The sequence below is a fragment of the Flavobacterium sp. SLB02 genome (assembly GCF_009664855.1).
Classification (GTDB): Bacteria; Bacteroidota; Bacteroidia; order Flavobacteriales; family Flavobacteriaceae; genus Flavobacterium.
The window spans coordinates 946,107-972,227 of record NZ_CP045928.1 but is presented as its reverse complement, the minus strand read 5'-3'; the positions used below and the strand labels follow the sequence as shown (position 1 = coordinate 972,227).

Genomic DNA, 26,121 nt, shown 5'->3' with positions numbered 1-26,121 from the left:
ACCACTATGAAACTACCAAAACTATTATTTCTTTTATTGGCATTAAGCATTTTTTCATGTGCGAAAAAACAAGAACAAACCACTTTTAAATTTGGAGTCTGGACAACGGCAGATCCTAAAAAATCAGATGCAGATTATTCAAAAGAATTTAAAAAATATAAAGATGGCGGAATCGATGAAGTATTAATCAATACCAAAACAGATCCAAAACTTCTTAAAAGATTAGTGCCTTTAGCTACCAAAGAAGGTCTAAAAGTTCATGCTTGGATTATGGCAATGAACAGACCTGATGACTCGATTGCCTTGCAGCATCCGGACTGGTATCAGGTAAGTAAAGAAGGAAAATCCTGTTTTGACAATCGCCCGTATGTGGATTATTACCAATGGTTGTGTCCAACTAGAAAAGCATCCAGACAACATGTTTTAAACTTGGTCGAAGAACTGGCAAAAGTAGAAGGAATAGAAAGTGTTCACTTGGATTACATTCGTTTTCCGGATATCTTCTTACCAATTAGTTTATTGCCAAAATACAATTTAGTTCAGGATACAGAATTGCCTCAATTTGATTTTTGTTATTGTGAGGAATGCATAAAAGCATTCGAAAAAATACATCATAAAAATCCAAAAACAAGTCACAACACTTCTATCGATATGGAGTGGAAAAACTTTAGGTTAAATGCCATAAAAGCAGTTGTTGATGATGCGTATAAAATTGCGCACAAACACAATAAGAATTTAACTGCAGCGGTATTTCCTTATCCTGAAATGGCAGATCATATGGTACGTCAGCGTTGGGATAAATGGAATATTGATGAAGTATATCCTATGATTTATCACAGTTTTTATGATGAAGAACTGGATTGGGTGGGTTTTGCAACCAAACAAGGGGTTACTGATTTAGAGGGAAAACAAACCAAAATAAACACCGGAATTTATATTCCCGGATTGAAATCGGATAAGGAATTGAAAGAAGCGATTTTACTGGCCAAAGAAAACGGAGCAACAGGAGTTTCTTTTTTTGACGGAAATGCTTTGTCTGAGAGTAATTTAAAAACTATTGCAGCAACTAAGGCTGGTTTAAAATAATAAACTAAAATTAGTTATGAATATTTTTTAAGGAATTCTCAGTAAATGCATAACTTATGGCCCGAAATACTTAACTAAAATATTAAAATCATGTCAAATAGAAGGGATTTTATAAAAAAATCAGCTTTAGGTACAATTGCAATTACGACTGCTTTAGGGTATAGCGGATTTGCGGCCAATAAAGAAGATGAAAAAGAGAATAAAACAAAGGGTGATAAGAAACAAAAAAAGCCCATTATCATCTCGACCTGGAATCATGGTTTACCTGCAAACCAGGAAAGTTGGAAACAATTAAAAGCAGGAAAACCGGCTCTTGATGCAATCGAGGCTGGTATGAAAATTCCCGAAGCAGATCCGAATGTTCGCAGTGTTGGTTATGGCGGGTATCCGGATCGCGAGGGAAAAGTAACCTTAGACGCTTGCATTATGGATCATAATAGCAATTGTGGTTCAGTTTGTTTTCTGCAAAATATTATGCATCCTATTTCGGTTGCGAAATTAGTACTTCAAAAAACACCTCATGTTATGCTGGCAGGACAAGGCGCTTTGCAATTTGCTTTATCAGAAGGTTTTAAAGAAGAAAATCTATTGACTTCGGAATCTGAAAAAGACTGGAAAAAATGGCTGGAAGATTCAAAATACAAACCCGTAATAAATATAGAAAATCACGATACCATAAGCATGCTAATGTTAGATCAAGACGGCAATCTTGCAGGAGGCTGTACCACAAGTGGAGCCGCCTGGAAAATGCACGGTCGCGTCGGTGACTCCCCAATTATCGGCGCGGGTCTTTTTCTGGATAATGAGGTGGGTGCTGCAGCTGCAACAGGATTAGGAGAAGCCGTTATTAGAACCGCAGGAAGTGCGATGGTGGTCGAGTTAATGCGCCAGGGAAAATCGCCTTTTGATGCGTGCAAAGAAATCACAGAACGTATTTACAACAAGCATAAAAACCATAAAGACATGGAATATCTGCAGGTAGGTTTTATTGCTTTGAATAAAAACGGACAATATGCGGGTTACAGTTTAAGATCAGGATTTAATTATGCTGTTTCGGATGATCAAAAAGGACACAGAATGGAAGATGCGAAATTTAAAATGTCCTGGGATAAATAACCCAATTATTGTCATCCCGAGGTATAATTTTTATTCTAAAAAAAGTAATATAAAATGAGATTTACCACAAAGCGCAAAGGTTACCCAAAGTTCACTAAGCTTTGCTGTGAGATCGCTAAGGGATTGTTAAAAATTAAAAATGTTAATGGAAGCAACGAGGGATCTCCACGAGAAACTCACACAAGGGTACGCAGCTTGTTGAGCCACTAAAGAAGATTGCTTGACAAGTTTGCTATGGCTTGTGTGCTTGTTGCTTGACAAACTCGGAGAGATTTGGATCACGCAAAATTTTTAACACATAGCTATGTGAATTTAAACAAGTCAAAGGCCTTTTTTTAAAATTTACAAAGTCGATGTTTCTATGTGTTAAAACAAAAACAGCGCACAGAGAATAAAAAAACAAAGAATGAAAAAAACAATATCCATAGTATCATTACTTATCACTTCAATATTTTCCGGCCAGGCGCAGGAAAAAGTTGAGTATTGGCAAAACGAAAAAATCAATGAAGAGAATAGAGAACCCATGCACGCTTCGTATTATGTTTTTGAGACTGAAGCATTGGCCAATAAAAATCAATGGAGAGAATCTAAAAACTATCTGGACATTAATGGAGCCTGGAAATTTAAATATGTAGAGAGTCCAAGTGCACTTCCTAAAGATTTTGAAAAAAGCAATTTTAATGACACCTCCTGGGATACTTTTAGAATCCCGGCAAGCTGGGATGTAAACGGTTACGGATATCCTGTTTATGTTAATACGACTTATGATTTTGATTACTTAATGGCGCCGAATCCTCCGTTTGTTCCCACAAAGTACAACCCCACAGGAGTTTACAGAAGGGACATTACCATTGACAAATCATGGGAAGGAAAAGATATTTTTCTCCATATTGGTACTGCAAAGTCAAATCTTACAGTTTGGGTAAACGGTGTTTATGTGGGGTATGGTGAGGATGGAAAACTGCCATCTGAATTCAACTTAAATAAATATGTAAAAACAGGTAAAAACAGCATCGTTTTAAAAGTAATGAAATGGAGCGACGGTTCGTATTTAGAATGTCAGGACATGTGGAGAATGAGCGGAATTACCAGAGATTCTTATCTAGTGGCCAGGAACAAAACGCATCTTAAAGATTATGAAATTATTCCGGATCTGGATCCTTCTTATCTAAACGGAACTTTGAAAATCTCAACGGAGTTTTCAGGTTTAAATAAAAAAGACAATTATACTTTAGAGCTTCAGTTAAAAGATGCAGATAAAATTATTACTTCAAAAATTATTTCGGCTTTAAGGGAAAAGCAAACTTTTGATTTCACTGTAAAGAATCCCAAGAAATGGAGCGCAGAAATTCCGAATCTCTATCAAATCGATTTTATTTTAAAGGATAAAAAAGGAACAATTCTAGAGGTTATTCGTCAAAATGTTGGTTTTAGAAAAGTAGAAATCAAAGGTGGACAACTTTTAGTAAACGGAAAAGCAATTTACATAAAAGGAGTAAACCGTCATGAAGTTGATCCGGTTGCCGGACAAACCATTTCTAAAGAACGCATGGAACAGGATATTAAAGTCATGAAAGAATTTAATATCAATGCGGTAAGAATGTCACATTATCCTAATGATGAATATTTCTACGAATTATGTGATAAATATGGAATTTATGTGGTCGATGAAGCCAATATAGAATCACACGGTATGGGATATGACATAACCAAAACACTCGGAAATAAGCCCGATTGGGAATTATCTCACATTGAGCGTATGCAGCGTATGATCGAGAGAGATAAAAATCATACTTCGGTAATTATCTGGAGCATGGGTAACGAAGCAGGAAATGGTTACAACTTTTACAGAGGATATTTATGGATTAAAAATCGCGATAAATCAAGACCCATTCAGTATGAAAGAGCGACAGCTGGCGCTTGGGATGGAAAAGATCTGAAGTTTGAATGGGATTCTGATATTATCGACCCAATGTACAGTTCTCCAAACAAAATGGAAGAATACATTCTGGCAAATCCAAATCCGTCTAGGCCTTATATTCAGTGCGAATATGCGCATGCTATGGGCAATTCGATGGGGAACTTTAAAGATTATTGGGATGTAATTCGTAAATATCCAAATTTTCAAGGGGGATTTATTTGGGACATGATCGATCAATCGGTTTATAAAACACAACCTGATGGAACAAAAATTCTGGCGTACGGCGGAGATTTTGGACCAAAAGATGTAAAGAGTGATAATAATTTCGTTAACAATGGTGTTTTTACAGTAGAAAGAAAACCAAATCCACATGCTCTTGAAATGCGAAATGTAATGCAGAATATCCTGACCTCATGGGATAATCAGGCCACTGGAACAATTAAAGTCTATAACGAATTCTCATTTAAAAATTTAAGCAATGTGACTTTACACTGGACATTAGTTTTAGACGGAATTAAACAAGATACAGGGGTTATCGATTATTTGGCAATAGATCCAAATGAGTCAAAAACCTATATGCTACCCATTAAGTTAGCAGAGAAAAAATACCAGGAAGCTTTTATAAATGTAAGTTATCAGTTAAAACAAGATGAACCGCTTTTACCAAAAGGTTTTGAGATTGCAACAGAGCAATTGGCCTTTAAAGGAATTTGGAAAAATGACATTGAAATTCAAGGAGCTTCAAAAATTGCGGTAGAGAAAAGGGAAAATGCGACTGTTTTTAAAGGTGATAAAGCGGAGATCGCTTTCGATAAAAAAACAGGATTCATCAATGGGTATTCCTTCAGTAATCAACCCATTTTAAAACAAGGATATCAATTGCGTCCTAACTTTTGGAGAGCACCAAACGATAACGATTTTGGAGCAAATCTTCAGGTAACCTTAAAAGCATGGAAAGAAGCTACGGAAAATCCAACGCTTGTAAGCTGGAGATATTCTGCCACAAAAGACAATAAGATTCTGGTAAAAGCAACATACAATTTAGCTTCGGTTTCCTCGACTTTAGAACTCAATTATGAGATAAACAGTAAGGGTGAATTGAGTGTAGAAGAGCAATTGCATATGGATAAAACCAAAGAAACTCCGGTCTTGCCAAGATTTGGTATGGAAATAATTCTGCCTAAAGATTTCAGTACCCTGAGTTATTACGGAAGAGGACCTCACGAGAACTATATCGACAGAAATTATAGCGCTCAGGTTGGGCTTTACAATCAAAGGGTTTCAGAGCAATATTATCCATACATCCGCCCTCAGGAAACCGGAAATAAAACCGATGTACGCTGGTTAGAGCTATCCAATGATAAATTGAAAATAACAGTAAGATCAAATGAGTTATTGGCCATGACTGCTTTACATTATTTAACTGAAGATTTAGACGATGGTTTGCAAAAAGACCAAAGACATGCCGCCGAACTAAAAGAAAGAGATTTAACAAGCCTGAAAATTGATTACAAACAAATGGGAGTAGGTGGGATTGACAGCTGGCAAGCCTGGCCAATGGAAAAATACCTGTTGAGAGATAAAACCTATCGGTATCAATTTAAAATAACACCATCAATAAAATAATTCATTATGAGGATTTTAAAACCATTCCTTATCGTATTTTCTCTAACTGTTTTAAGTCCTGGATATAGTCAAAAAATATATACAGAGAAGGACATTGAGATTATTCCCCAACCATCACAATTGTTGATTCAGCCGGGAATATTTGAGTTTTCTAAAAATACGAAATTTTTTGCTGTTACTGATTTTCAAAAAGAACTCTCTAAAACTTTAGCAGATAAATTTGAAAAGTCGGCAGGATGGCGTCCTGAAGTTTCAGCCACATTGCCACAAAGTAATTTTATTCAGTTCAAGGTAGATCAAAGTCTTGCTAAAGAAGCTTATAAATTAGAAGTACAGCCTACAAGTATTACAATTACTGCAAAAGGTAATGCGGGATTTATTTACGGATTAGAAAGCCTCAGACAATTATTACCGAGCGCTATCGAAAGTAATTTTGTGATTACAACTGTAAACTGGCGGATTCCCAATTTGGTAATTACAGACCAGCCCCGTTTTCAATGGAGAGGTTTAATGCTGGATTTATCGCGTCACTTTTTTGACAAGAATTATGTGTTGGCAACTATAGATCGCTTGGCAATGCTTAAAATGAATGTCCTGCATTTGCATTTGGTAGATGATCAGGGCTGGAGAATGGAGATTAAAAAATACCCAAAACTAACCCAGGTGGGCGCCTGGAGAGTCGATCAGGAAAATGTAGCCTGGAATGCCAGACTAACCACAAATCCGGATCAAAAAGGCACTTACGGCGGATTTTTGACACAGGAAGAATTAAAAGAAATAGTAAAATACGCCGCAAGCAAAAACATCGAAATTATTCCCGAAATCGAAATGCCTGCCCATGTGAGTTCTGCCATTGCCTCTTATCCTGAACTGGCTTGTTTTGATCAGCAAATAGGAGTTCCCTCAGGCGGATTATGGCCCATTACCGATATTTATTGTGCCGGAAAAGAAACTACCTTTGAGTTTTTGAAAAATGTAATCGATGAGGTGATTGCTGTTTTTCCTTCAAAATACATTCATATTGGTGGTGATGAGGCAACCAAAACCAATTGGGAAAAATGTCCGCACTGTCAAAAAAGGATGAAAGATAATGGTTTGAAAAATACCCACGAATTACAAAGTTACTTTGTAAAGAGAATAGAGAAATACATTAATTCTAAAGGAAAAAAAATAATAGGCTGGGATGAAATTCTCGAAGGCGGTCTGGCTCCTGAGGCTACAGTTATGAGCTGGAGAGGAACAAAAGGAGGAACGGATGCTGCTGCCCAGGGACATGATGTGATTATGACACCGGAATCTCCTTGTTATTTTAATTTTTATCAAGGTCCGCAAAACGAAGAGCCTCTGGCTTTTGATGCTTATAATCCACTAAGTGAAGTGTACAAATTTGATCCTGTTGTACCTACAATGACACCCGAACAGGCCAAACATGTTTTAGGGGGACAGGCGAATTTATGGGCCGAACATTTAGCCAGCCCAAAAGCATCGGAATATATGATTTTTCCAAGACTTGCTGCTTTGGCTGAGGTATTATGGAGTCCGAAAGAAAAATGCAATTGGAATGATTTTACCACAAGATTGCCCTATTTATTAGAACGTTATGATTATTTGGGCATCAACTATGCGAAAAGCGCTTATTTGGTAACGGCTTCTTCAAGGGCTAATATGGCCCAAAAACAAATTAATGTAACCTTGAAAAACGAATTCCCAAATCCTGATATCCGTTACGTTTTGGGTGATAAAAATATAGATCACAATGCTATAAAATATACAACGCCAATTGAGTTTTCCTCGACAACTATCTTAAAAGCTTCCTTATTTCAAAATGATAAACCGATAGGAAAAACATTCACAGATACCATCTTGTTTCATAAAGCAGTAGGAAGTAAAGTGGTGTATTTAACCCCTTTTAACGAAAATTATAAAGGTGATGGTCCTTTTGGAATGGTAAATACCATTAGGGGAAGTAAAAATTTTCACGACGGACAATGGCAGGCCTGGTTAGTCAATGATATGGAAATTGTGCTTGATTTTCAAAAACAGCAAAGTATTCATGAAGTCATTATTGGCACTTTGGAGAGTCAGGGTGCGGGAATTAATTTTCCAACACAAGTAAAAGTTTTGGTATCAAAGGACGGTATACAATATAATGAGGTTGGCAAAGTATTACGTGCGTATGCTCCCAATGTAAATTCAGAGCTAAAAGATTTTAAAATCAATTTTGAAAAACGCGATGCCAGATTTGTAAAAGTAATTGCATCTAATTTGAAGAAAAGTCCTAAGGGAGAGTCTTCGTGGTTATTTGTAGATGAGATTTTAGTGAATTAAAAATCAATGGGGCACAATTAAGTAAATACATAAAGGCATAGATTTATATTTTGACCTCAATAAAAAGAGTACAAAAAAGAAACTAGTTTCTAATACATAGTTTGTACATTAATGCAAATGAAACGCTTTTTAAAAGCTATGAAAAGGATGCTTGTGTGTGCTAAAAAAAAATATAATCAAAAACAAAAAACAAAACCATAAAAACAGATTAAAGATGAAAAGAGGAATATTGATAATCGCAATTTTATTTTCGGTTCAAATGTTTTCGCAGGCCATTTATGAGGATGAGCGTTATGTACCGGAAACAGATCCATTGGTATTAAAAAACCTGGATGAATGGCAAGGAAAAAAGTTTGGACTGCTCATGCACTGGGGAACGTACAGCCAGTGGGGAATTGTAGAATCCTGGTCGATATGTCCGGAAGATTATGGATGGTGCGAACGTAAAAAAGGAAGTAATCCTGGTAATTATAACCAATATGTAAAAGAATACGAAGGATTGAAAAAGAAGTTCAATCCTGTAAAGTTTGATCCTGCAAAATGGGCAAAAGCGGCTAAATATGCCGGAATGAAATACATGGTTTTTACCACAAAACACCATGACGGATTTAATATGTACGATACCAAATATTCAGATTATAAGGTTACAGACAAAGAATGTGCTTTTAGTACGAATCCAAAAGCGAATATTGCCAAAGAAGTTTTTAATGCTTTTAGAGCAGAAAACATTTCAACCGGAGCCTATTTCTCTAAACCCGACTGGCATAACGAGAATTACTGGGATCCATATTTTCCTCCTTTCGACAGAAACGTAAATTATGATCCGGCTCTTTATCCGGAGAAATGGCAGAAGTACGTTGACTTCACCCACAATCAAATTTTAGAATTATTAACAGATTATGGAAAAATAGATATTCTCTGGCTTGATGGGGGATGGGTTAGAAAAAGAGACCAACAAAACTTAAAAGAAAACTATGAAGAGAAGTTTGCTGAAAACGAATCAAAAAATGGTTTTATCAAACACAGAGTAGTTGATCAGGATCCTAAAATGGACGAATTGGTTGTAAAAGCGCGCCAAAAACAACCCGGATTAATCGTAGTGGACAGAGCTGTTCACGGAAAAAATCAGAATTATCTAACTCCTGAAGGGCGCGTTCCTTCAAAAACATTGCCTTACCCTTGGGAATCTTGCATTACTTCGGGCGGTGGATGGTCGTATACTCCTGATGCTAAATACATGACAGGCAGAGAAGGAATCCATATGCTTATTGATATTGTGGCTAAGGGTGGAAATTTATTATTGAATGTAGCGCCAAGTCCTGAAGGCGATTGGCAACAAGGTGCTTATGATTTATTGAGAGCCTACGGAGACTGGATGAAAGTAAACAGTACAGCTATTTACAATACAAAACCAATTGAACCTTTTAAGGAGGATAATATTTGTATGACCCAAAATAAAGCCGGAAATGTATTTCTGTTTTACTTGGCTAAAGAAGGAGAAACTAAAATTCCTGCTGAAGTGCTCGTGAAATCTATCAATCCTAAAAAAGGAACAAAAATTACCATGTTAGGTTCTAAAACTTCATTGAAATGGACCAAAGAAGCAGAAGGATTTAAAGTTGTAATTCCAGAAAGTTTACAAAACAATTTACCGGCCAAAGAAGCGTGGACTTTAAAAATTGAAGCTATTAACCGATAGAAATTATTATGTTTTTAAATAAAAGGATAACCATACAAACAGCATGTTTTTTTTACATGCTGTTTTTTAGCATAACTAGTTTTGCGCAAGAACCCGTAGATTTTGTGAATCCCTTTATTGGCACTTCAAATTACGGGGCGACTTTTCCCGGACCGATTGCACCAAGAGGTATGGCTAGTATTAGTCCGTTTAATGTAGCGGGATCTCAGAATAAATTAGAAAAAGACAGTCAGTGGTTGTCGAATCCTTATGTAAAGGAGAATACTTTTCTAAGCGGATTCAGTCAGGTCAACATTAGTGGGGTGGGTTGTCCGGATTTGGGCGTTTTATTATTAATGCCAACAACAGGAAAGGTAGAAACCAATCATCTAAAATACGGTTCGACTTATTGCGATGAAGTTGCAAAAGCGGCTTATTACAGCGTAAAACTCGATAAGTATAATATCAAAGCGGAATTTACAGCTTCCACAAGAGTGGGCGTCAGCAAATTTACTTTCCCTAAAGGGCCATCTAATATTTTACTGAATCTTGGCTTAGGCTTAACCAATGAAGAAGGCGCAATGGTAAGAGTAGTTTCTTCATCTGAAATTGAAGGAATGCGTTCGGTAGGCTCTTTTTGTTATAATAGTCCCGAAGATGCTTATCCGGTTTATTTTGTAGCCAAGTTTTCGAAACCTGCCAATAAATTTGGAGTTTGGAAAAAGCCCACAAAATATGAAGGTGTCGAAGCGCAATGGATGACTTATAACGGCAAAACCAGAATGATGGACAATACCATTAAAACTGTTGTGGGGGATAGTATAGGAACTTATCTTTCGTATCAGTTTGACAAAGAACAAACCGTTGAGGTCAAAATTGGAATTTCGTACGTAAGTATTGCAAATGCCCGAGAGAATTTAGAAAAAGAAACCGGAAATAAATCTTTTGAGACCGTCTATAAAGAAACGTATAACCAATGGAACGAAGAGCTTTCTAAAGTTTTGGTCGAAGGTGGTTCAAAGGATGATAAAACGATATTTTACACCGCTTTGTATCACACTTTAATTCACCCAAATACTTTAAATGATCTCAACGGAGAATACCCTGTAATAAAAAGAACCAGGATTGCTAAAACTGAAGGTACCCGTTATACGGTGTTTTCTTTATGGGATACATATCGCAATATGCATCCCTTAACCTCTTTGTTATATCCTAAGCAACAATCTGATATGATAAAAAGTATGTTGGAGATGTATGATGAAAATGGCTGGCTGCCCAAATGGGAGTTGAATTCAACAGAGACTTTTACCATGGTGGGAGATCCGGCAAGTATTGTAATAGTGGACGCCTGCTTAAAGGGAATTCAGGATTTTGATATTTACAAAGCATACTATGCGATGCTAAAAGGTGCAGATCAAATTGAGAATAATCCGTTGCGTCCCGGTCTTAAAGAATATATCGAAAAAGGATATGTATCAACTAATTATCGTGGTCCTGTCTCTACAACGCAGGAATACAACTCTTCAGATTATGCAATTTCACTCTTAGCAAAAGCTTTAGGTGAAAAAGATGATTATAAACGTTTTACGAAACGTTCATTATCCTACCGAAAATTATATGACAAAGATTTAAAATTACTTCGTCCAAGACTGGCTAACGGAAAATGGTATGAACCTTTTGATCCCGAAGCAGGCGCTAATTTTCAGGAAAATGTTGGTTTTATCGAGGGAAATGCGTGGCAATATGCTTTTATGATGGCACATGATATTGTGGGACTTAAAAAATTAATGGGTGGTGATAAAGCGTTCTCGGATCAATTGCAAAAAGTCTTTGATCTCAAACAATTTGATATGGCAAACGAACCAGATATTGCTTATCCCTATTTATTCAATTATGTAAAAGGCGAAGAATGGAAGAGTCAGCAAATGGTTAAAAAACTCGTTGGAGAATATTTCCAGAACAAACCAAATGGTTTACCGGGAAACGACGATACCGGAACCATGTCAGCCTGGCTGGTTTATTCAATGATGGGAATTTATCCAATATCGCCCGGAGATCCAATTTATACCATTACCGCTCCAATGTTTCATAGAATAACGATCAAATTGGATCCGGCATATTATAAAAAAGAAAGCATTGTAATTGAAAGACAAATCAATAATGATGGAAAAATCAATTCCATTGAGTTAAACGGAAAACCAATTAATAGCTTTTTTATCTCACACGATGATTTTGTGAATGGAACAATGATCAAAGTGATTCAAAACTAAAAAAACAACACTACTATGTTAGAATTAAGAATGAAAAAAACAGCCATTATTTTCCTAATGGCTGTTGGTTTTTATAACCAGGGTTACGCGCAAAAAAAATATCCGTATCAGGATCCTAAATTACCAGTGGAAGAAAGGCTTACAGATTTGTTAAGCCGAATGAGCCTGGAGGAAAAAGTACGCCAGATGGACATGTACAAGGGAGAATTTTTCAAAGAGAAAGAAGATTTTTCCAAGTCAAAATCAGATTTGAAAATTGGAAATCTGGGTATTGGGGCCATTCACGATATTTATCCACGTTCGGCTAAAATGATCAATGATTTACAGAGAGAGGTCATTAAAAAGAACAAATGGGGAATTCCTGCCCTTATTATGTGCGAGATGCTTCATGGTTATCTCGATGAGGGAAGTACGGCTTTGCCAATGAATATTGGTTTAGGGGCAACATGGGATACCAATTTGATGGGAAGAGTTGGGGGCGTAATTGGTAGCGAAGCACGTGCCCATGGAGTGCATTTTGGTTTGGGTCCAAATCTTGACATTGGTCGTGAACCACGTTGGGGACGAATTGCCGAGACTTTTGGTGAAGATGTGTACTTAGTTGGCGAGATGGGAACGGCAATGATTAAAGGAATGCAGGGTGATGATTTAAAATCAGATCGTTCTATTATCGCAGAGCCAAAGCACTTTGCAGTTCACGGAATTCCCGAAGGCGGAGCAAATTCTTCACCGGTATTAATTGGAGAACGTGCAGCACGCCAGGATTTTTTGCCATCATTCGAAAAAGCATTCAGAAAAGCAGGAGCATTAGGCACCATGTGTGCATATTCTGAATTAGATGGCATTCCTTGTGCGGCCAATCATTGGTTATTGACCGATGTTTTGAGAAAAGAATGGGGTTTTAAAGGAATTGTAGTGTCTGATTTAGGTGCTATTAAGTATTTGCAAGTAACTCATTATGTAGCAAGTTCTCCAAAAGAATGCATCAGAGAAGCAGTTTCGGCTGGTGTTGACATGCAATTTTATGATTTTACAAATGAATTTTGGCAAACCAGCATCATTGAACTGGTAAACGAAAAGAAACTAACAATGGAGCAAATTGATCGTGCTGCCGGAGGAGTTTTAAGGCTGAAATTTTTATTGGGATTATTCGAAAATCCATACACGGATAAAAATCTCATTAAAGAACGTTTCCATTCAAAGCAAAATCAGGCCGTTGCTTTAGAAGCAGGACACAAATCGATCGTTTTATTAAAAAATGAAAACAATATTTTGCCTTTAAATAAGGATATAAAAACGCTTGCTGTTATTGGTCCAAATGCTGATGCTTCGAGACTTGGAGGATATGCGGTAAAAAATAAAGTAGGAACTACTGTTCTTGAAGGTATTAAACAAGTAGTGGGGGCCAAGACCAATATACTTTATGAAGAAGGTGTTCCGCTAATTGTAAAGGGACAAATTATTCCCTCGAAATTTTTATTTACCCCTGATGGATCTCAAAACGGATTAAAAGGAGAATATTTCAATAACAGAAGTGTAGAGGGAACTCCAGCATTGACACGTATTGACAGTCAGTTAGAATTCGATTGGCCCTGGTCTCCCGGTGATGGAGTTACAGATGATGATTTCTCCATTCGCTGGACGGGGTATATTGAGTCAGAAAAATCATTTGATGGCTGGTTGGGCTTAAGTTCTGATGACGGAATCAGAATGTGGATTGACGATCAGCTAGTTATTGACAACTGGACAAAAGGAGCTACAAGTATGGTTACGACTCCAAAAAAAATCGAAGCCGGAAAAAAATACAAAGTCCGCATTGAAATGTGGGAAGGGGGTTGGGGGGCCAGAGCCCACTTGCGTTGGAATCTGGAAAAAGTAAACTTTCAACCTGCTGTGGATATTGCTAAAAAAGCAGATGTTGCGATCGTGGTTTTGGGAGAATCAAACGAATTGGTAGAAGAAAACAGAGATGTAGCTTCTTTAGACTTACACGGAATGCAGCAGGAATTGATCGAAGCCATCCAGAAAACAGGAACTCCGGTAGTTTGTGTATTGCTAAACGGTCGTCCGCTGTCGACAAACTGGATCAGCGAGAATATTCCTGCACTTTTAGAGGCATGGTTTCCCGGTGAAGCGGGAGGAAAGGCGGTAGCCGATGTTTTATTTGGAAATTATAATCCTGGTGGAAGATTGCCAGTTACGGTTGCTAAATCTGTTGGACAGTTACCTATATATTACAACCAAAAGCCATCTGCGATTCACAGATACGTTGCAGAGAGCGAACATCCTTTATACAGATTTGGTTACGGATTAAGTTATACGAATTTTGAATATTCAAATCTTAAAATCAGCGCGGCCTCAATTAAAACAGACGGTGAATTGAAAGTGACAGTTGATGTTAAAAATACAGGAAATTTTGACGGAGATGAGGTCGTACAATTATACATACGTGATATGTACAGCAGTGTCACAACTCCGGAAAAAACATTAAAAGGTTTTAAGAGATTAAATATCAAAAAAGGGGAAACAAAAAATGTTGAATTTACACTTACAGGGGGTGATTTATCGCTCTGGAATCGAGAAATGAGAAGGGTTGTAGAGCCTGGAGATTTTCAGGTTATGGTAGGAGGAAATTCAGTTGATGTACTAAAGTTAGATTTTAAAGTTTCTAATTAATTTATGTAAAATGATCAATATGTTTAAGGTTTAAGATAATAAGGAAAGAATAGTTTTGATAAAAGGATAAAACGCTTAGATTAATTCGAAATTGACTTTTGTGAATAAAGAAGATTAAGATTACAATTACAGGCGTTTTTTTCTTTTAAAACAGCAAAGTCTCCCCAACACCTTTTCAAAATTGTCATTTGTCGAAATTATATTTTGTTAACAAAATCTATTCATAAGTTTAACATGTTATTAACTCAAAAACAACTAAACATGATTAAGAACGTACTAAAATTACTGTTTGTAATATGCTTATTCGGATTTCAGGATCTGCAGGCACAAACAACAGTAAAAGGAACAATAACCGATGCGTCAAGCGGAATTCCAATCCCGGGGGCAAATGTTGTTGTTAAAGGAACAAAAACAAGTGCATCATCAGATTTTGATGGAAAGTACAGTATTTCAGTTCCCAACCAATCTGCAGTTTTGGTTTTCACTTACGTTGGCAATGCTCCTAAAGAAGTTGTCGTAGGAACGCAAACCACTCTGAATGTTGCATTAGGTGCAGCAACACAACAATTAGGAGAGGTAGTAGTTACTGCTCTTGGTATTAAAAGAGAAAAGAAAGCTATTACGTATTCTGCTCAGAATATTTCAGTAGATGAGCTTTCAGAAGCAAGATCGCTAAACGTTGCCAACTCACTTTCAGGTAAAGTTGCCGGTCTTAACTACTCTACAACATCAAATGGTGTGGGAAGTTCATCGAGAATTACTTTAAGGGGTAACAGATCTCTTAACGGAAACAATCAGCCTCTTTATGTGGTAGATGGTGTACCAATTAGTAATGGTACAACAACTACAAATCCTGATATTGATACAGGAGGAACAACACAGCCAGATGGTATCTCGAACATCAACCCGGAAGATATTGCCTCGATGACGGTGCTTAAAGGACCTTCTGCTGCGGCGCTTTACGGATCAAGAGCCAGTAATGGTGTTATCGTAATTACGACAAAATCAGGTAAGGCAGGTAAAACATCTGTTTCATTATCATCTAATTTTATGGCTTCATCTGCTTATAACCTGATGAATTTACAAAATGAGTACGGTCAGGGAACAAATGGTGTATACAATCCTACTTCAAGCGCAAGCTGGGGAGGTAAATTAGACGGAAGTCAGGTTTCAAACTGGCAGTTAGTTCGTAACCCGAACTATGCAGGACCAGCTACACAAAGTTATTCTGCGCAGCCCAATAACGTTATTGATTTTTATAAAACAGGTTACAACTTAGCAAACACAATGACTGTAACTGCAGGAAATGAAAAAGCACAAGGTTATTTCTCTTATACAAATACAAAAGCTGAAGGTATTGTTGGGGGAAACAAATTAGACAGACACAATCTAAATTTAAGGTTGACCAGTAAAATCTCAGATAAATTATCCTTGGATGTAAAAACAAATTACATTATTCAGGATATTGATAACTTATTGAGAACAGGAGAAGAATCTATTGGTACGTCAGCTTATTTATTGCCTCGTAGTATCGCTTATAACGATTACAAAAACTTTGAATATTTTGATGCTGCCGGACAAAGACAATTGAATTATTTTATTGACGAAACCGGATCTCCTGGAGGAAACCCATTTTGGTCTGCTTTAAGAGATGACGCACGTAAGGATAAGAGAAACAGATTTATTGGTTTAGCGTCTCTTAAATATGAATTTACAAAAACCTTAAGTTTACAAGTTAGAGCTGGTTTGGATCAAATGACAAACAAGAATGTTAGAAACAGATATGCAACTGTAGCATTTAATAACAACTTGGGGTCCTATAGTGAATCTTATGAAACAGTAAGTGAGCTTAATACAGACGCCTTGCTTTCTTACAATGAGAAGTTTGGAGATTTTTCTCTGAGCCTTAATGGTGGAGCCAGTGGATTGCAACAAAGCAGTTCTGCATTGAATTCAGGAGGGGTTTTAAGCAAAAGAAACTTTTTTGCATTAGCCAACGTACAGACTGTTCAATCTACGTCTACTGCTTCAGAGAAAAGAATCAATTCACTTTACGGATTTGGTCAACTTGGTTTTAGAAACTATTTGTTTTTAGACTTAACGGCAAGAAATGACTGGTCTTCTACATTACCTGAAGATTATTTTTATCCATCTGTAGGTTTGTCTGCTGTAATTTCCGATATGGTGACTTTACCGGAGACTATTAGTTTTGCAAAAGTAAGAGCTTCTTATGCGCAGGTTGGAAATGATACAGATCCTTATCAAACACAGCAAAGATTCTCCTATATTGGTGGAAATGGCGGTATGTTATACGGACAAAGTACTAAATCTAATCCAAACTTAAAACCGGAAATCTCTTCTTCTACAGAATTAGGTTTAGACCTTAGATTCTTTAATAATCGTTTAGGGTTAGATTTCACATACTTTAATACCTTAACAGATAACCAAATTTTCTATATCAATACTCCAGAGTCTTCTTCATATTCAAGAGCAATTGTAAATGGTGGTGATATCCAAAATAAAGGTATTGAGCTTACCCTTACAGCAACTCCTATTCAAACAGAAAACTTCTCTTGGGATATTACAGCTAATTATGCTGAATATAAATCAAAAGTAAAATCAATCATGGAGGGCAGAGACGAACTAGTGCTTGGAGAAGGACGTTTGGTTAGAAGTAAAGTTGTGGTAGGAGGAGAATACGGTGATTTATACATTAAAGGTTTTCAAAGGGGGCTTGATTTGAATACAGGAGAAATGAAAATCCTTGTTAATTCTGCGGGTTTGCCTTTAGCAACAAATGGATTTGATGTTCGTGCAGGTAACTTTAACCCAGACTGGACAGCAGGTTTAAAAAACAACTTTAAATACAAAGATTTCTCTTTAAGTTTCTTGGTTGATTTTAGAATTGGAGGAGAAGTTATTTCATACACTCAGGCAAGACAAGCTGGTTTAGGAGTAAGCGATATTACTCTTGCAGGCAGAAACGGAGGAATTGTGCTTGATGCTTTTGTTGATACTCCAGCTGGTTTTGAGCAAAATACAAAAAGTATTACTGCAGAACAATATTGGACAGCGATCGGACAAAGAACACCTATCGCCGAGCCTTTTGTTTATGATGCAACAAACATCAGATTAAGAGAACTTGTTTTTGGTTATTCTTTACCAAAACGCGTACTTAATAACTCAGGTTTTACAAGTATTGATTTCTCTTTGGTAGGAAGAAATTTATTTTTCTTTGTCAATAAAGCGAAATATTTTGATCCCGAGGCAGGTGCCGGTACAGGAAACCTGCAAGGTATAGAATCTTTCAACATTCCTTCAACGAGAGATTATGGAGTTAATGTTAAATTCGGATTTTAATTAAAAAAAGAAACATCATGAAATATAGTTTTAAAATAAAAACATTAGGAGTTGCATTAATGGCAGTTTCTATTTTGTCAAGCTGTACAAGCGATTTTGATGAAATAAACAAAGATCCTAATTCGCTTACTGAAGATCAGTTAGATGCGACACTGGCCGGACCATCATTTGCATCAGCACTTTACGCAGGTATCCATAACGGATCTTACTCATCACCAGGAGTTGACGACCAGGGAACCTGGGGTATTGCAACAGGTATTTTGTCATCAACTTTTATCCAATATTTGAATTGTGGATACGGTACTGAGAGAAATGCGTTTGTAAATGGATACGAAGGACGTGGATGGACAAGATTTTACACCGTTGCTGTTCCGGCTTTAAACAATGCTATTAAGGCATCTCAAGGAAATGCTGAGGCTTTGGCAATTCTTAAAATATGGAAAGTTTTCATGTACAATCAAATGGTAGATGCTTACGGACCAATTCCGTATAGTGAAGCAGGTAATGGTAAAGAAAAAGTACCTTACGACAGTGTAGAATTTATCTACACAGACTTTTTTAAATTATTGGACGAAGCAAGTGCTACTTTAGGAAGTTCTGCGGTAACAACAGTGGCTGCGTTTCAGCCAAATGATCGTTTATACGCAGGTAATGTTGCCAATTGGAGGGTATTTGGAAACAGTTTGAGATTGCGTTTAGCATTAAGAATTTCTGATATCGAACCTGCTAAAGCAAAAACACAAGCAGAGGCTGCCGTTGCTGCGGGTGTTATGCAGACTAATGAGCAAGGAGCTTTCTTTAAAGCAAGTAACATATCTCCAAATAACTTAAATATGATTGTAAACAGCTGGGGTTATACTATGACTGCTTCAATGGAAAGTATTTTAGTAGGATATAACGATCCAAGGTTAGCCAAATGGTTTGCCAAAATTGATACAGGAGTGTACCGTGGTCAGCCTGTTGGAGGGTTAGAAGATCAGTTTGGAACTACTAAATTCTCTGCTTTTAACAATGATGTTATGGGCAATGGTGCTGCAGGAAACCTTAGTGAATCTAAAAATATCGAAGTATTTATGGCTTCTGAAAACTATTTCAGCAGAGCAGAAGGTGCTTTAAACGGATGGAACATGGGCGGAACTGCGAAAGATTTATATGAGGCAGGTATTAGGGCTTCGTTACTGCAATGGGGAATTACAGATGCTAATGCAATAAATGCTTACATTGCTGGAAATACTTTACCAACTTTACCCAACATCTTAACTGTATATCCAACTTTAGATTTACAAGATATTCCTGTAAAATTACCTGTTGCGTGGTCAGCGGCAGCGGCTAGTCAGCGTACGCAAATTGCAGTTCAAAAATACTTAGCTATCTTTCCTGAATCCTGGGAATCTTGGGCAGATTTACGTCGTAGTGATGCAAAGGTGATCTATCCAGTTCTTAATACAGATAATAATGATGCCGGAGTAGGTAAAAGTTTAATGAAAAGAATTATTTATGTAACAAACGAATATTCTTCTAATAAAGATGCCGTTACAGATGGAATCGTAAAACTAAAAGGACCTGATAGTGGAGGAACCAAACTTTGGTGGGATACAAAATAAATAAGTAAAGATAAAGAGTTTCCTTACTTAGAAATTGACAAAAGGAGAGGTAGCTCTCCTTTTGTTTTATACAATAATTACCTTATTAAAATAGCAATAATGAAACAAAAAACAACATTTTAATTAGAGAGGGCAAGAGAGGTTTTTGTGTAAAGAATTTTAAAAAAACTTCGTGATAATTGCCCGATCATCAAATATAAACAGCATGGTTAGCAGTACAATTTCCTCTTCTTCTGAAAAGAAAATTTTAATCATAGCGAGTCTATTTTTTGTCTTTGGATTTGTAACCTGGATCAACGGAGCTTTGATTCCCTTTATGAAAACCATAAATGAGCTAACATCTGCCCAGTCGCTTTTGGTAGCCTCGGCCTCCCATTATTGGACATAAGGCAGGTTTAAGGAAAGAATAACATCTTGAGATTCTGTTATTGGTTTTTAATGTTCAATGTGGTGTATTAAAGTTTTTTTTAACACATACAGGTAAAATTATAGATAAAAAAGAAGCCAAAAAACACATTTCTGTCGTATGGTTTTCTATGCGTATTTTAAATAAGGGAAATGCCTATTTTTTAGTTAAAAAAGATCTATGTTTTGATGTGTTTAAAATCGTTAGAACCAGCAAATTAATTTTTATAATTTACAATGAATTCAAAATTTAATTATTCATTACTTTTATTAGTGCTTGCCTGTTTTTCCTGCGCTTCCCTAAAGCAGAATTCCAAAGCAATTCACATTACTCAAAATTTTATTACAGATCAGCCTCTTACTGCCAATAGTCATGCTGCAACACTGGTTGAACTTGAACCGGGGAAACTTATGGCAGCTTGGTTTGGAGGAAGACATGAAGGAGCTAGAGATGTAGGGATTTATTTTTCGGTCTATAAGCAAAAAAAATGGTCAGTTCCTGAGAATCTTGTGCTGCCTTTAATAAGGGAAAAAGATACATTGCCATGTTGGAATCCGGTCTTGTTTAAAAGCAAAAGCCAGAATTTGTATTTATTTTATAAAGTAGGTAAAAATCCAAGAGAATGGTTTGGTGCTATGATAGTCTCAAAAGATAACGGCAATACGTGGAGTACTCCAAAATATCTTCCCGATGGAATCTTGGGACCAATTAGAAACAAACCAATCGAAACCAGTCCGGGAATTATTTTATGTGGAAGCAGTACCGAGAGTATTGATGATAATAAATGGAGAGTGCATATAGAAAAATATACCGAAGGGACAAATACCTGGGAGAAGATAGCAATTGATAATAAAAAAGAATTTGATATTATTCAGCCCACTTTTTTGATCCATTCTACTAATGAGATTCAGATATTGTCCAGAAGCAAACACAATAAGTTAATTTCGACCTGGTCAGAAGATAACGGCAAAACCTGGCAGAGAACCGATAGCATCAATGTTATTAATTCTAATTCAGGAATTGATGGGGTAAGATTATCAAATAAATTATTTTTATTGGTTAATAATCCTTTAAAGATGGGAAAAGACTGGTTCAACGGTAGAAATGTTTTAGACGTAGAATATTCAAGAGATGGTCTAAACTGGAAAAAGTTATTTGATTTGGAAAATCAAAAAGAGGGCGAATTCAGTTATCCTGCGATTATTCAAACCTCAGATCAGAAAATTCATTTGGTGTATACTTATAACAGAAAATTCATTAAGCATGTCGCATTTGAACTGAGAAACTAAGTTTGAGATGATTTACAATATATAAGAAAATTCAATGACACAAAAGAAAATTATGCAAAGACACTGCCTTACTTTAGATCTGAAAAATGATCCTGATTTAATCAATGAATATATAAAACTTCACCAGAATATTTGGCCTGAAATCAAAGAAAGCATTAAAGATTCAGGAATTATAACTTTGGAAATCTACAATATCGCAGATCGCCTCTTTATGATCATAGAGGCAAATTCTGATTTTTCTTTTGAACAAAAGTCAAAATCAGACGCTTTAAATGCAAAAGTTCAGCAATGGGAAACACTAATGTGGAAATTTCAAAAAGCCTTGCCCGGAGCACAACCAGGAGAAAAATGGATGCTGATGCATAAAGTTTTTGAGCTTACATAATAAAAAAATAATCATAGTTTAATTAAAATGAAACTTTTTCAAAATTCAAAATTTGTCATATTCTTTATTATTTCACTAATTTTTACCGCTACAATTAAAGCTCAAGTAGGTATTAATACCAAAACATTTTACAAGCACGACAAATATCTTTCATCTGATAAAATGCAAGGACGTTTTCCCGGTACAAAAGGAAATAATGCAGCAGCAGCTTACATTAGAAAGTATTTTAAAAAATACGCTCTGAAAGCATTCAATAAAAAGTACTATCAGCCTTTTAGACTCTTTGTAAAGCAAGGGATCAATAAAGTAGCATCAGATAGTGTTACGACCCAAAATGTAGTAGGATATATCGAGGGGTCAGACCCCAATTTAAAAAACGAATTTATAGTCATTGGGGCTCATTACGACCATTGGGGTTGGGGAGGAAAAGGATCGGGAAGTAAAAAAAAGGAGGTCCTTGCCATTCATAACGGAGCAGATGATAATGCCTCGGGAGTTTCGGCCTTGCTTTGTATCGCAGAAGAAATATCCAAATTGTCTGTAAAACCCAAAAGAAGTATCCTTTTTATTTCCTTTAGTGGTGAAGAACAAGGATTGTTAGGTTCTAAATATTTTGTCGATCATTTACCGGTTAATAAAGAAGCTGTAAAAGTCATGCTGAATATGGATATGGTGGGAAGATTAAATTCTGAAAAGCAAATCTATATGGGAGGTGCGGGTACTTTTCCAGATGGAGTGGAACTGATGAGAAAACTGGGAGAAAACAGCGGACTGAATCCGGTAATTCATAGTGGAGATGTTGGAGGGTCAGATCATGTGTCATTTTATAAAGCTTCAATCTCTGCTGTAGGATTTCATACTGGCGGGCATCCGCAATATCATACGCCAGAAGATGATATTGATTTAATTAATAGTGAGGGAGGAGCTTTGGTTGCCAGGTATATTTGTAATGCTTTGATGGCAATTGCCAATGATTTGCAAACCTTGTCTTTTATTGAGCAGTAATAGTGAATTCTCGAAAAGGCATGATTGTCGGGAGCAATCAGATGCTATTCTTTCCAATACAAATGCCATAAAATATTCAAACAAATTCTTAGACTTTCGCTATAAAAAAAATAATTTTAATATGAAAAAGAAACCTATTTCTATCCGGAATATTGCAGATCAACTCAAGATTTCTGTGACAACAGTTTCTTTTGTTTTAAACGGAAAAGCAAAAGAAAAACACATCTCGGAAGCCTTAACACAAAAGGTATTAGATTATGCAAAATGGATTAATTATAAACCTAATCAAATTGCACAAAGTCTTAGAACTGGAAAATCAAAAATTTTGGTTTTTATGGTTGAGGATATCTCAAATAGTTTTTTTTCTAAAGTAGCAAGAATTTTTGAGGATCTGGCTTATGAAAAAGGATACAAAGTTATTTTTTGCAGCAATGAAAATGACGATAAAAAATCAAAAGAATTGATCGAATTGTTTAATTTTCGCCAGGTTGATGGTTTTATTATTGTTCCATCACCTGGAATAAGAGATACTATTGATTCTTTAGTAAAAGATAATATTCCTGTTGTTTTATTAGATCGGTTTTTTGAAGATCTGGATTGTAATAGTGTTGTTGTGGACAATGCAAGAGCTTCTTATGATGCGACATTACACTTAATAAATAATAAATTTAAGAATATTGGATTTGTTACTACAGCTTCTAGCCAAACACAAATGAACGATCGTTTGTCTGGTTATGAGAAAGCAATTTCAGAACATGGTCTGAAATCAAATATTTTGCAAATTCCCTACAATCAAATTTTCAAAGTAAATGATTACATCAAAGAGTTTGTGAATAATCATGTTGATTTAGATGCTCTTTTTTTTGCTACAAATTATCTCACTAAAAGCGGATTACAGTTCTTTAAAGAACAAAATTCTACTTTGCTCAATGATCTGGGAATTGTGGCCTTCGATGACAATGATATGTTTAAAATTTACCCCATATCAATTAGTTGTGTTGCCCAACCCACAATGGAGATGGGAACTAAAATAATGGAATTACTCTTGCCGCTTTTACAGAAGAAAGATGTGAAAGATGTAAAAGAGAGAACGCAAAAAATTATTCTAAAAACGAAGCTTATTATTCGTGAATCATCTTTGATGAAATAGAGTATAGTGTTTTTTGAATCTGAAATTTCAAGTTTGAAATTTGAGCATAAAAAAAGCCCTAATTTTCATTAGGACTTTTTTAGTGGGGAGAGCAGGATTCGAACTTTACCGCTCAAACCCGCATCTATGCTACGTTTTTATGATGCCTTAAACCTAAATGCACCGATTCTGCACCCGAACTTTAATTGTTGCTTTTTTTTGATACTTAACTAATTGATATTCAGTGATGTTATTCTGGATAATTTGATTGTAAAGATATCAATATTTTTTATTATTGATAAATTTAAATTTAGATGCTTCTCAGATGGAAAGTATTTTGAAAATTCCTTAGCTTTTTGTTGTAAAAAGGTAACAACACCAGATCTAAAAGTCTTGCCTCCCAATAATGATAATAATCTCTATTCGCTCATCTCCATTTATTCGGTAGTAAATAGTATCGACACCGCAAACACAATAACGATATCCTTTTTTGATGTGGTCGGCAGATGGAAATAAAAATGGATTTTGCTCTATTTTGTCAAAACAATCGTAAAACATATTGAAATAGTGATCGGCCTGATCCATTCCGAACTTACCGACACCGTAATAATAAATTCTTTTTAAATCTTCTTTGGCTTCGCTACTTAAATAATAGCTATACATCTCCCAAATCCTTTTTAAACTCCGCTAACATTTCTTCTTTAGTTTGTTTTTTTACAAAGCCGCTTTTTTCTCCCTTATCTAATTTAGCTCTTACAAAGTCATAAAACTCTTCTTGCGAACGTGCTTTTTTTATTAAAAAGTTAATGGCTTCGCTTTTACTGCTAAACTCTTCTGTATTAACCTGATTTTTTAACCATTCTTCATTAGGAGCAGTTAATGATATACTTTGTCGTGTCATAATAATAAAAATTATTTTTGGTGTAAATTTACACCAAAATTTTGAAAATAGGAAAAGATTCGGTTAAAAAAACTTGAATACAAAAACCGCCTTAGCTTTTACGTGCAAAAAAGGTATTAACTCCAGTCCCATTTCATGTCAAAATTTATAATGATTTATTTCTATAGGCAATCTTAACGGTTCTGTCGCATCTATGACTAAGTTTTATCTTTGGTTTTTCAAAACTCATAAAAAATGAATGCTAAAGGTCATTGTTATCCAAAATATGTAATCCTGCAGGCAGTGTATTTTAAATTAAGATTTACCCTTAGCTATCGTGACGTTGAGGAAATAATGAAAATTAGAGGAGTGCTTGTGGATCATGCCACGATCCAACGTTGGGTTTATAAATTTACGCCTTTCATTGAATCAGAGATGAAGAAGAGAAAGGTCAAAGTGGGGGCAAGCTGGAGATTGGATGAAACTTATATAAAAGTAAAAGGTATTTGGTGTTATTTATACAGGGCAGTGGATAAATTAGGTAATACGGGACTTTCTTTTGACTAGAAAAAGACAGAGAATTCGTGTTGATCCTTTTAAATCACCTAAATTCTTATATTTGATTTTGATAGATGCGACAGAACCAAATTCAGAGGTGTTAGAAATATAGAATACTTCCTTTTTAGGCTAACTAATATTTATGCGTAATTTTTACTGCTCCTCAGGTTTTCGTGTTGATCCCTCAAGAGCTCCGTAGCATCTTTGAGAATACAAAAGACAAAATCATAGGTTTTGCAAAATTAGCCAAATGGCATGAAAAAGTAAATCAATCTGGGTTTAAGTCTTTCGGTACAATCTCTCGTACCATTATGAATCATTATCAAACCATATTAAATTATTTTGACAACAGAAGCACTAATGTCTCTGCAGAATCATTCAATGCTAAAATAAAAGCATTCAGATCAAAATTCAGAGGTGTTAGAAATATAGAATACTTCCTTTTTAGGCTAACTAATATTTATGCTTAATTTTTAATGCTCCTCAGGTTTTCGTGTTGATCCTCTTTTTGCCTAATCCCCAAACTTTGCGTTTGATCCCTTTGATCCATTTCAAGCTTGAAATTTGAGCATAAAAAAAGTCCTAATTTTCATTAGGACTTTTAGTGGGGAGAGCAGGATTCGAACCTGCGAAGTTTTCACAGCAGATTTACAGTCTGCCCTCGTTGGCCGCTTGAGTATCTCCCCGATCTCAGCGTTAGTGCGCTTTGTTGTTCTAAGCGGTTGCAAATATAGGAACGTTTTTCATGTTTACAAACAAAAAATGAACTTAATTTTAAGTTATTTTAAAGTTATTTTTTAATTC

The 26,121-nt window shown here is 35.9% G+C and carries 16 protein-coding genes, 1 tRNA gene and 2 pseudogenes; 16 read left to right on the top strand and 3 right to left on the bottom strand.

Annotated elements, in window-relative coordinates:
- Positions 1-6 precede the first annotated feature (6 nt).
- From GIY83_RS03985 to GIY83_RS03920, 14 genes and pseudogenes are all read left to right on the top strand, one after another.
- The gene (locus GIY83_RS03985; protein ID WP_208684902.1) at positions 7-1,086 is read left to right on the top strand and encodes a putative glycoside hydrolase; all 1,080 of its coding nucleotides are present in this window, start codon (positions 7-9) and stop codon (positions 1,084-1,086) included.
- 90 nt (positions 1,087-1,176) lie between these two features.
- On the top strand, positions 1,177-2,202 hold the full coding sequence (locus tag GIY83_RS03980; protein WP_208684895.1) for an isoaspartyl peptidase/L-asparaginase family protein: 1,026 nt from the start codon (positions 1,177-1,179) through the stop codon (positions 2,200-2,202).
- 406 nt (positions 2,203-2,608) lie between these two features.
- Positions 2,609-5,749: a glycoside hydrolase family 2 TIM barrel-domain containing protein gene (locus tag GIY83_RS03975; protein ID WP_208684893.1), complete on the top strand. Its 3,141-nt coding sequence runs from the start codon at positions 2,609-2,611 to the stop codon at positions 5,747-5,749.
- 6 nt (positions 5,750-5,755) lie between these two features.
- Positions 5,756-8,077, top strand: coding sequence for a glycoside hydrolase family 20 protein (locus GIY83_RS03970; RefSeq protein WP_208684891.1), 2,322 nt, complete (start codon positions 5,756-5,758; stop codon positions 8,075-8,077).
- A gap of 214 nt (positions 8,078-8,291) precedes the next feature.
- Positions 8,292-9,776 (top strand): alpha-L-fucosidase, encoded by a 1,485-nt coding sequence (locus GIY83_RS03965; protein ID WP_194618266.1) that lies wholly within the window; start codon positions 8,292-8,294, stop codon positions 9,774-9,776.
- Between the two features lie 8 nt (positions 9,777-9,784).
- Entirely contained in the window at positions 9,785-12,025 is a 2,241-nt protein-coding gene (locus GIY83_RS03960; RefSeq protein WP_208684890.1) for a GH92 family glycosyl hydrolase, read from the top strand.
- A gap of 15 nt (positions 12,026-12,040) precedes the next feature.
- A complete protein-coding gene (locus GIY83_RS03955) occupies positions 12,041-14,701 on the top strand; it encodes a glycoside hydrolase family 3 protein (protein ID WP_208684888.1) in 2,661 nt (886 codons plus the stop codon).
- Positions 14,702-14,962: 261 nt separating this feature from the next.
- Positions 14,963-18,061 carry a SusC/RagA family TonB-linked outer membrane protein gene (locus GIY83_RS03950; RefSeq protein WP_194618269.1) on the top strand — a complete coding sequence of 1,033 codons (3,099 nt, stop codon included), beginning with the start codon at positions 14,963-14,965 and terminating at the stop codon, positions 18,059-18,061.
- Positions 18,062-18,078: 17 nt separating this feature from the next.
- Positions 18,079-19,665: a SusD/RagB family nutrient-binding outer membrane lipoprotein gene (locus GIY83_RS03945; protein WP_208684886.1), complete on the top strand. Its 1,587-nt coding sequence runs from the start codon at positions 18,079-18,081 to the stop codon at positions 19,663-19,665.
- Between the two features lie 205 nt (positions 19,666-19,870).
- A pseudogene (locus GIY83_RS03940) lies at positions 19,871-20,041 on the top strand (glucose/galactose MFS transporter); the annotation flags it as partial.
- Positions 20,042-20,307: 266 nt separating this feature from the next.
- Positions 20,308-21,360 carry an exo-alpha-sialidase gene (locus GIY83_RS03935; protein WP_208684884.1) on the top strand — a complete coding sequence of 351 codons (1,053 nt, stop codon included), beginning with the start codon at positions 20,308-20,310 and terminating at the stop codon, positions 21,358-21,360.
- A gap of 34 nt (positions 21,361-21,394) precedes the next feature.
- Entirely contained in the window at positions 21,395-21,745 is a 351-nt protein-coding gene (locus GIY83_RS03930) for an L-rhamnose mutarotase (protein ID WP_370514236.1), read from the top strand.
- Between the two features lie 27 nt (positions 21,746-21,772).
- Positions 21,773-22,750, top strand: a complete 978-nt coding sequence (locus tag GIY83_RS03925) for a M20/M25/M40 family metallo-hydrolase (RefSeq protein ID WP_208684882.1) — start codon at positions 21,773-21,775, stop codon at positions 22,748-22,750.
- Positions 22,751-22,871: 121 nt separating this feature from the next.
- The gene (locus GIY83_RS03920) at positions 22,872-23,900 is read left to right on the top strand and encodes a substrate-binding domain-containing protein (RefSeq protein ID WP_208684879.1); all 1,029 of its coding nucleotides are present in this window, start codon (positions 22,872-22,874) and stop codon (positions 23,898-23,900) included.
- A 363-nt stretch (positions 23,901-24,263) separates the two neighbouring features.
- On the opposite strand, the gene GIY83_RS03915 is transcribed toward GIY83_RS03920, so the two are convergent.
- Together GIY83_RS03915 and GIY83_RS03910 are read right to left on the bottom strand one after the other, a co-directional pair.
- Positions 24,264-24,542 carry a type II toxin-antitoxin system RelE/ParE family toxin gene (locus GIY83_RS03915; protein WP_208684877.1) on the bottom strand — a complete coding sequence of 93 codons (279 nt, stop codon included), beginning with the start codon at positions 24,540-24,542 and terminating at the stop codon, positions 24,264-24,266.
- Positions 24,535-24,780 carry a CopG family transcriptional regulator gene (locus GIY83_RS03910; protein WP_194618276.1) on the bottom strand — a complete coding sequence of 82 codons (246 nt, stop codon included), beginning with the start codon at positions 24,778-24,780 and terminating at the stop codon, positions 24,535-24,537. Before GIY83_RS03910 ends, GIY83_RS03915 begins: the two co-directional genes overlap by 8 nt.
- A 234-nt stretch (positions 24,781-25,014) precedes the next feature.
- On the opposite strand from GIY83_RS03910, the pseudogene GIY83_RS03905 reads away from it, so the two are divergent.
- Positions 25,015-25,333, top strand: a pseudogene (locus tag GIY83_RS03905) (IS6 family transposase); the annotation flags it as partial.
- A gap of 157 nt (positions 25,334-25,490) precedes the next feature.
- A complete protein-coding gene (locus tag GIY83_RS03900; protein WP_229029203.1) occupies positions 25,491-25,787 on the top strand; it encodes a transposase in 297 nt (98 codons plus the stop codon).
- Positions 25,788-25,922: 135 nt separating this feature from the next.
- Here GIY83_RS03900 and GIY83_RS03895 read toward each other — a convergent pair.
- Positions 25,923-26,003 (bottom strand) — tRNA-Tyr (locus GIY83_RS03895).
- Between the last annotated feature and the right edge of the window lie 118 nt (positions 26,004-26,121).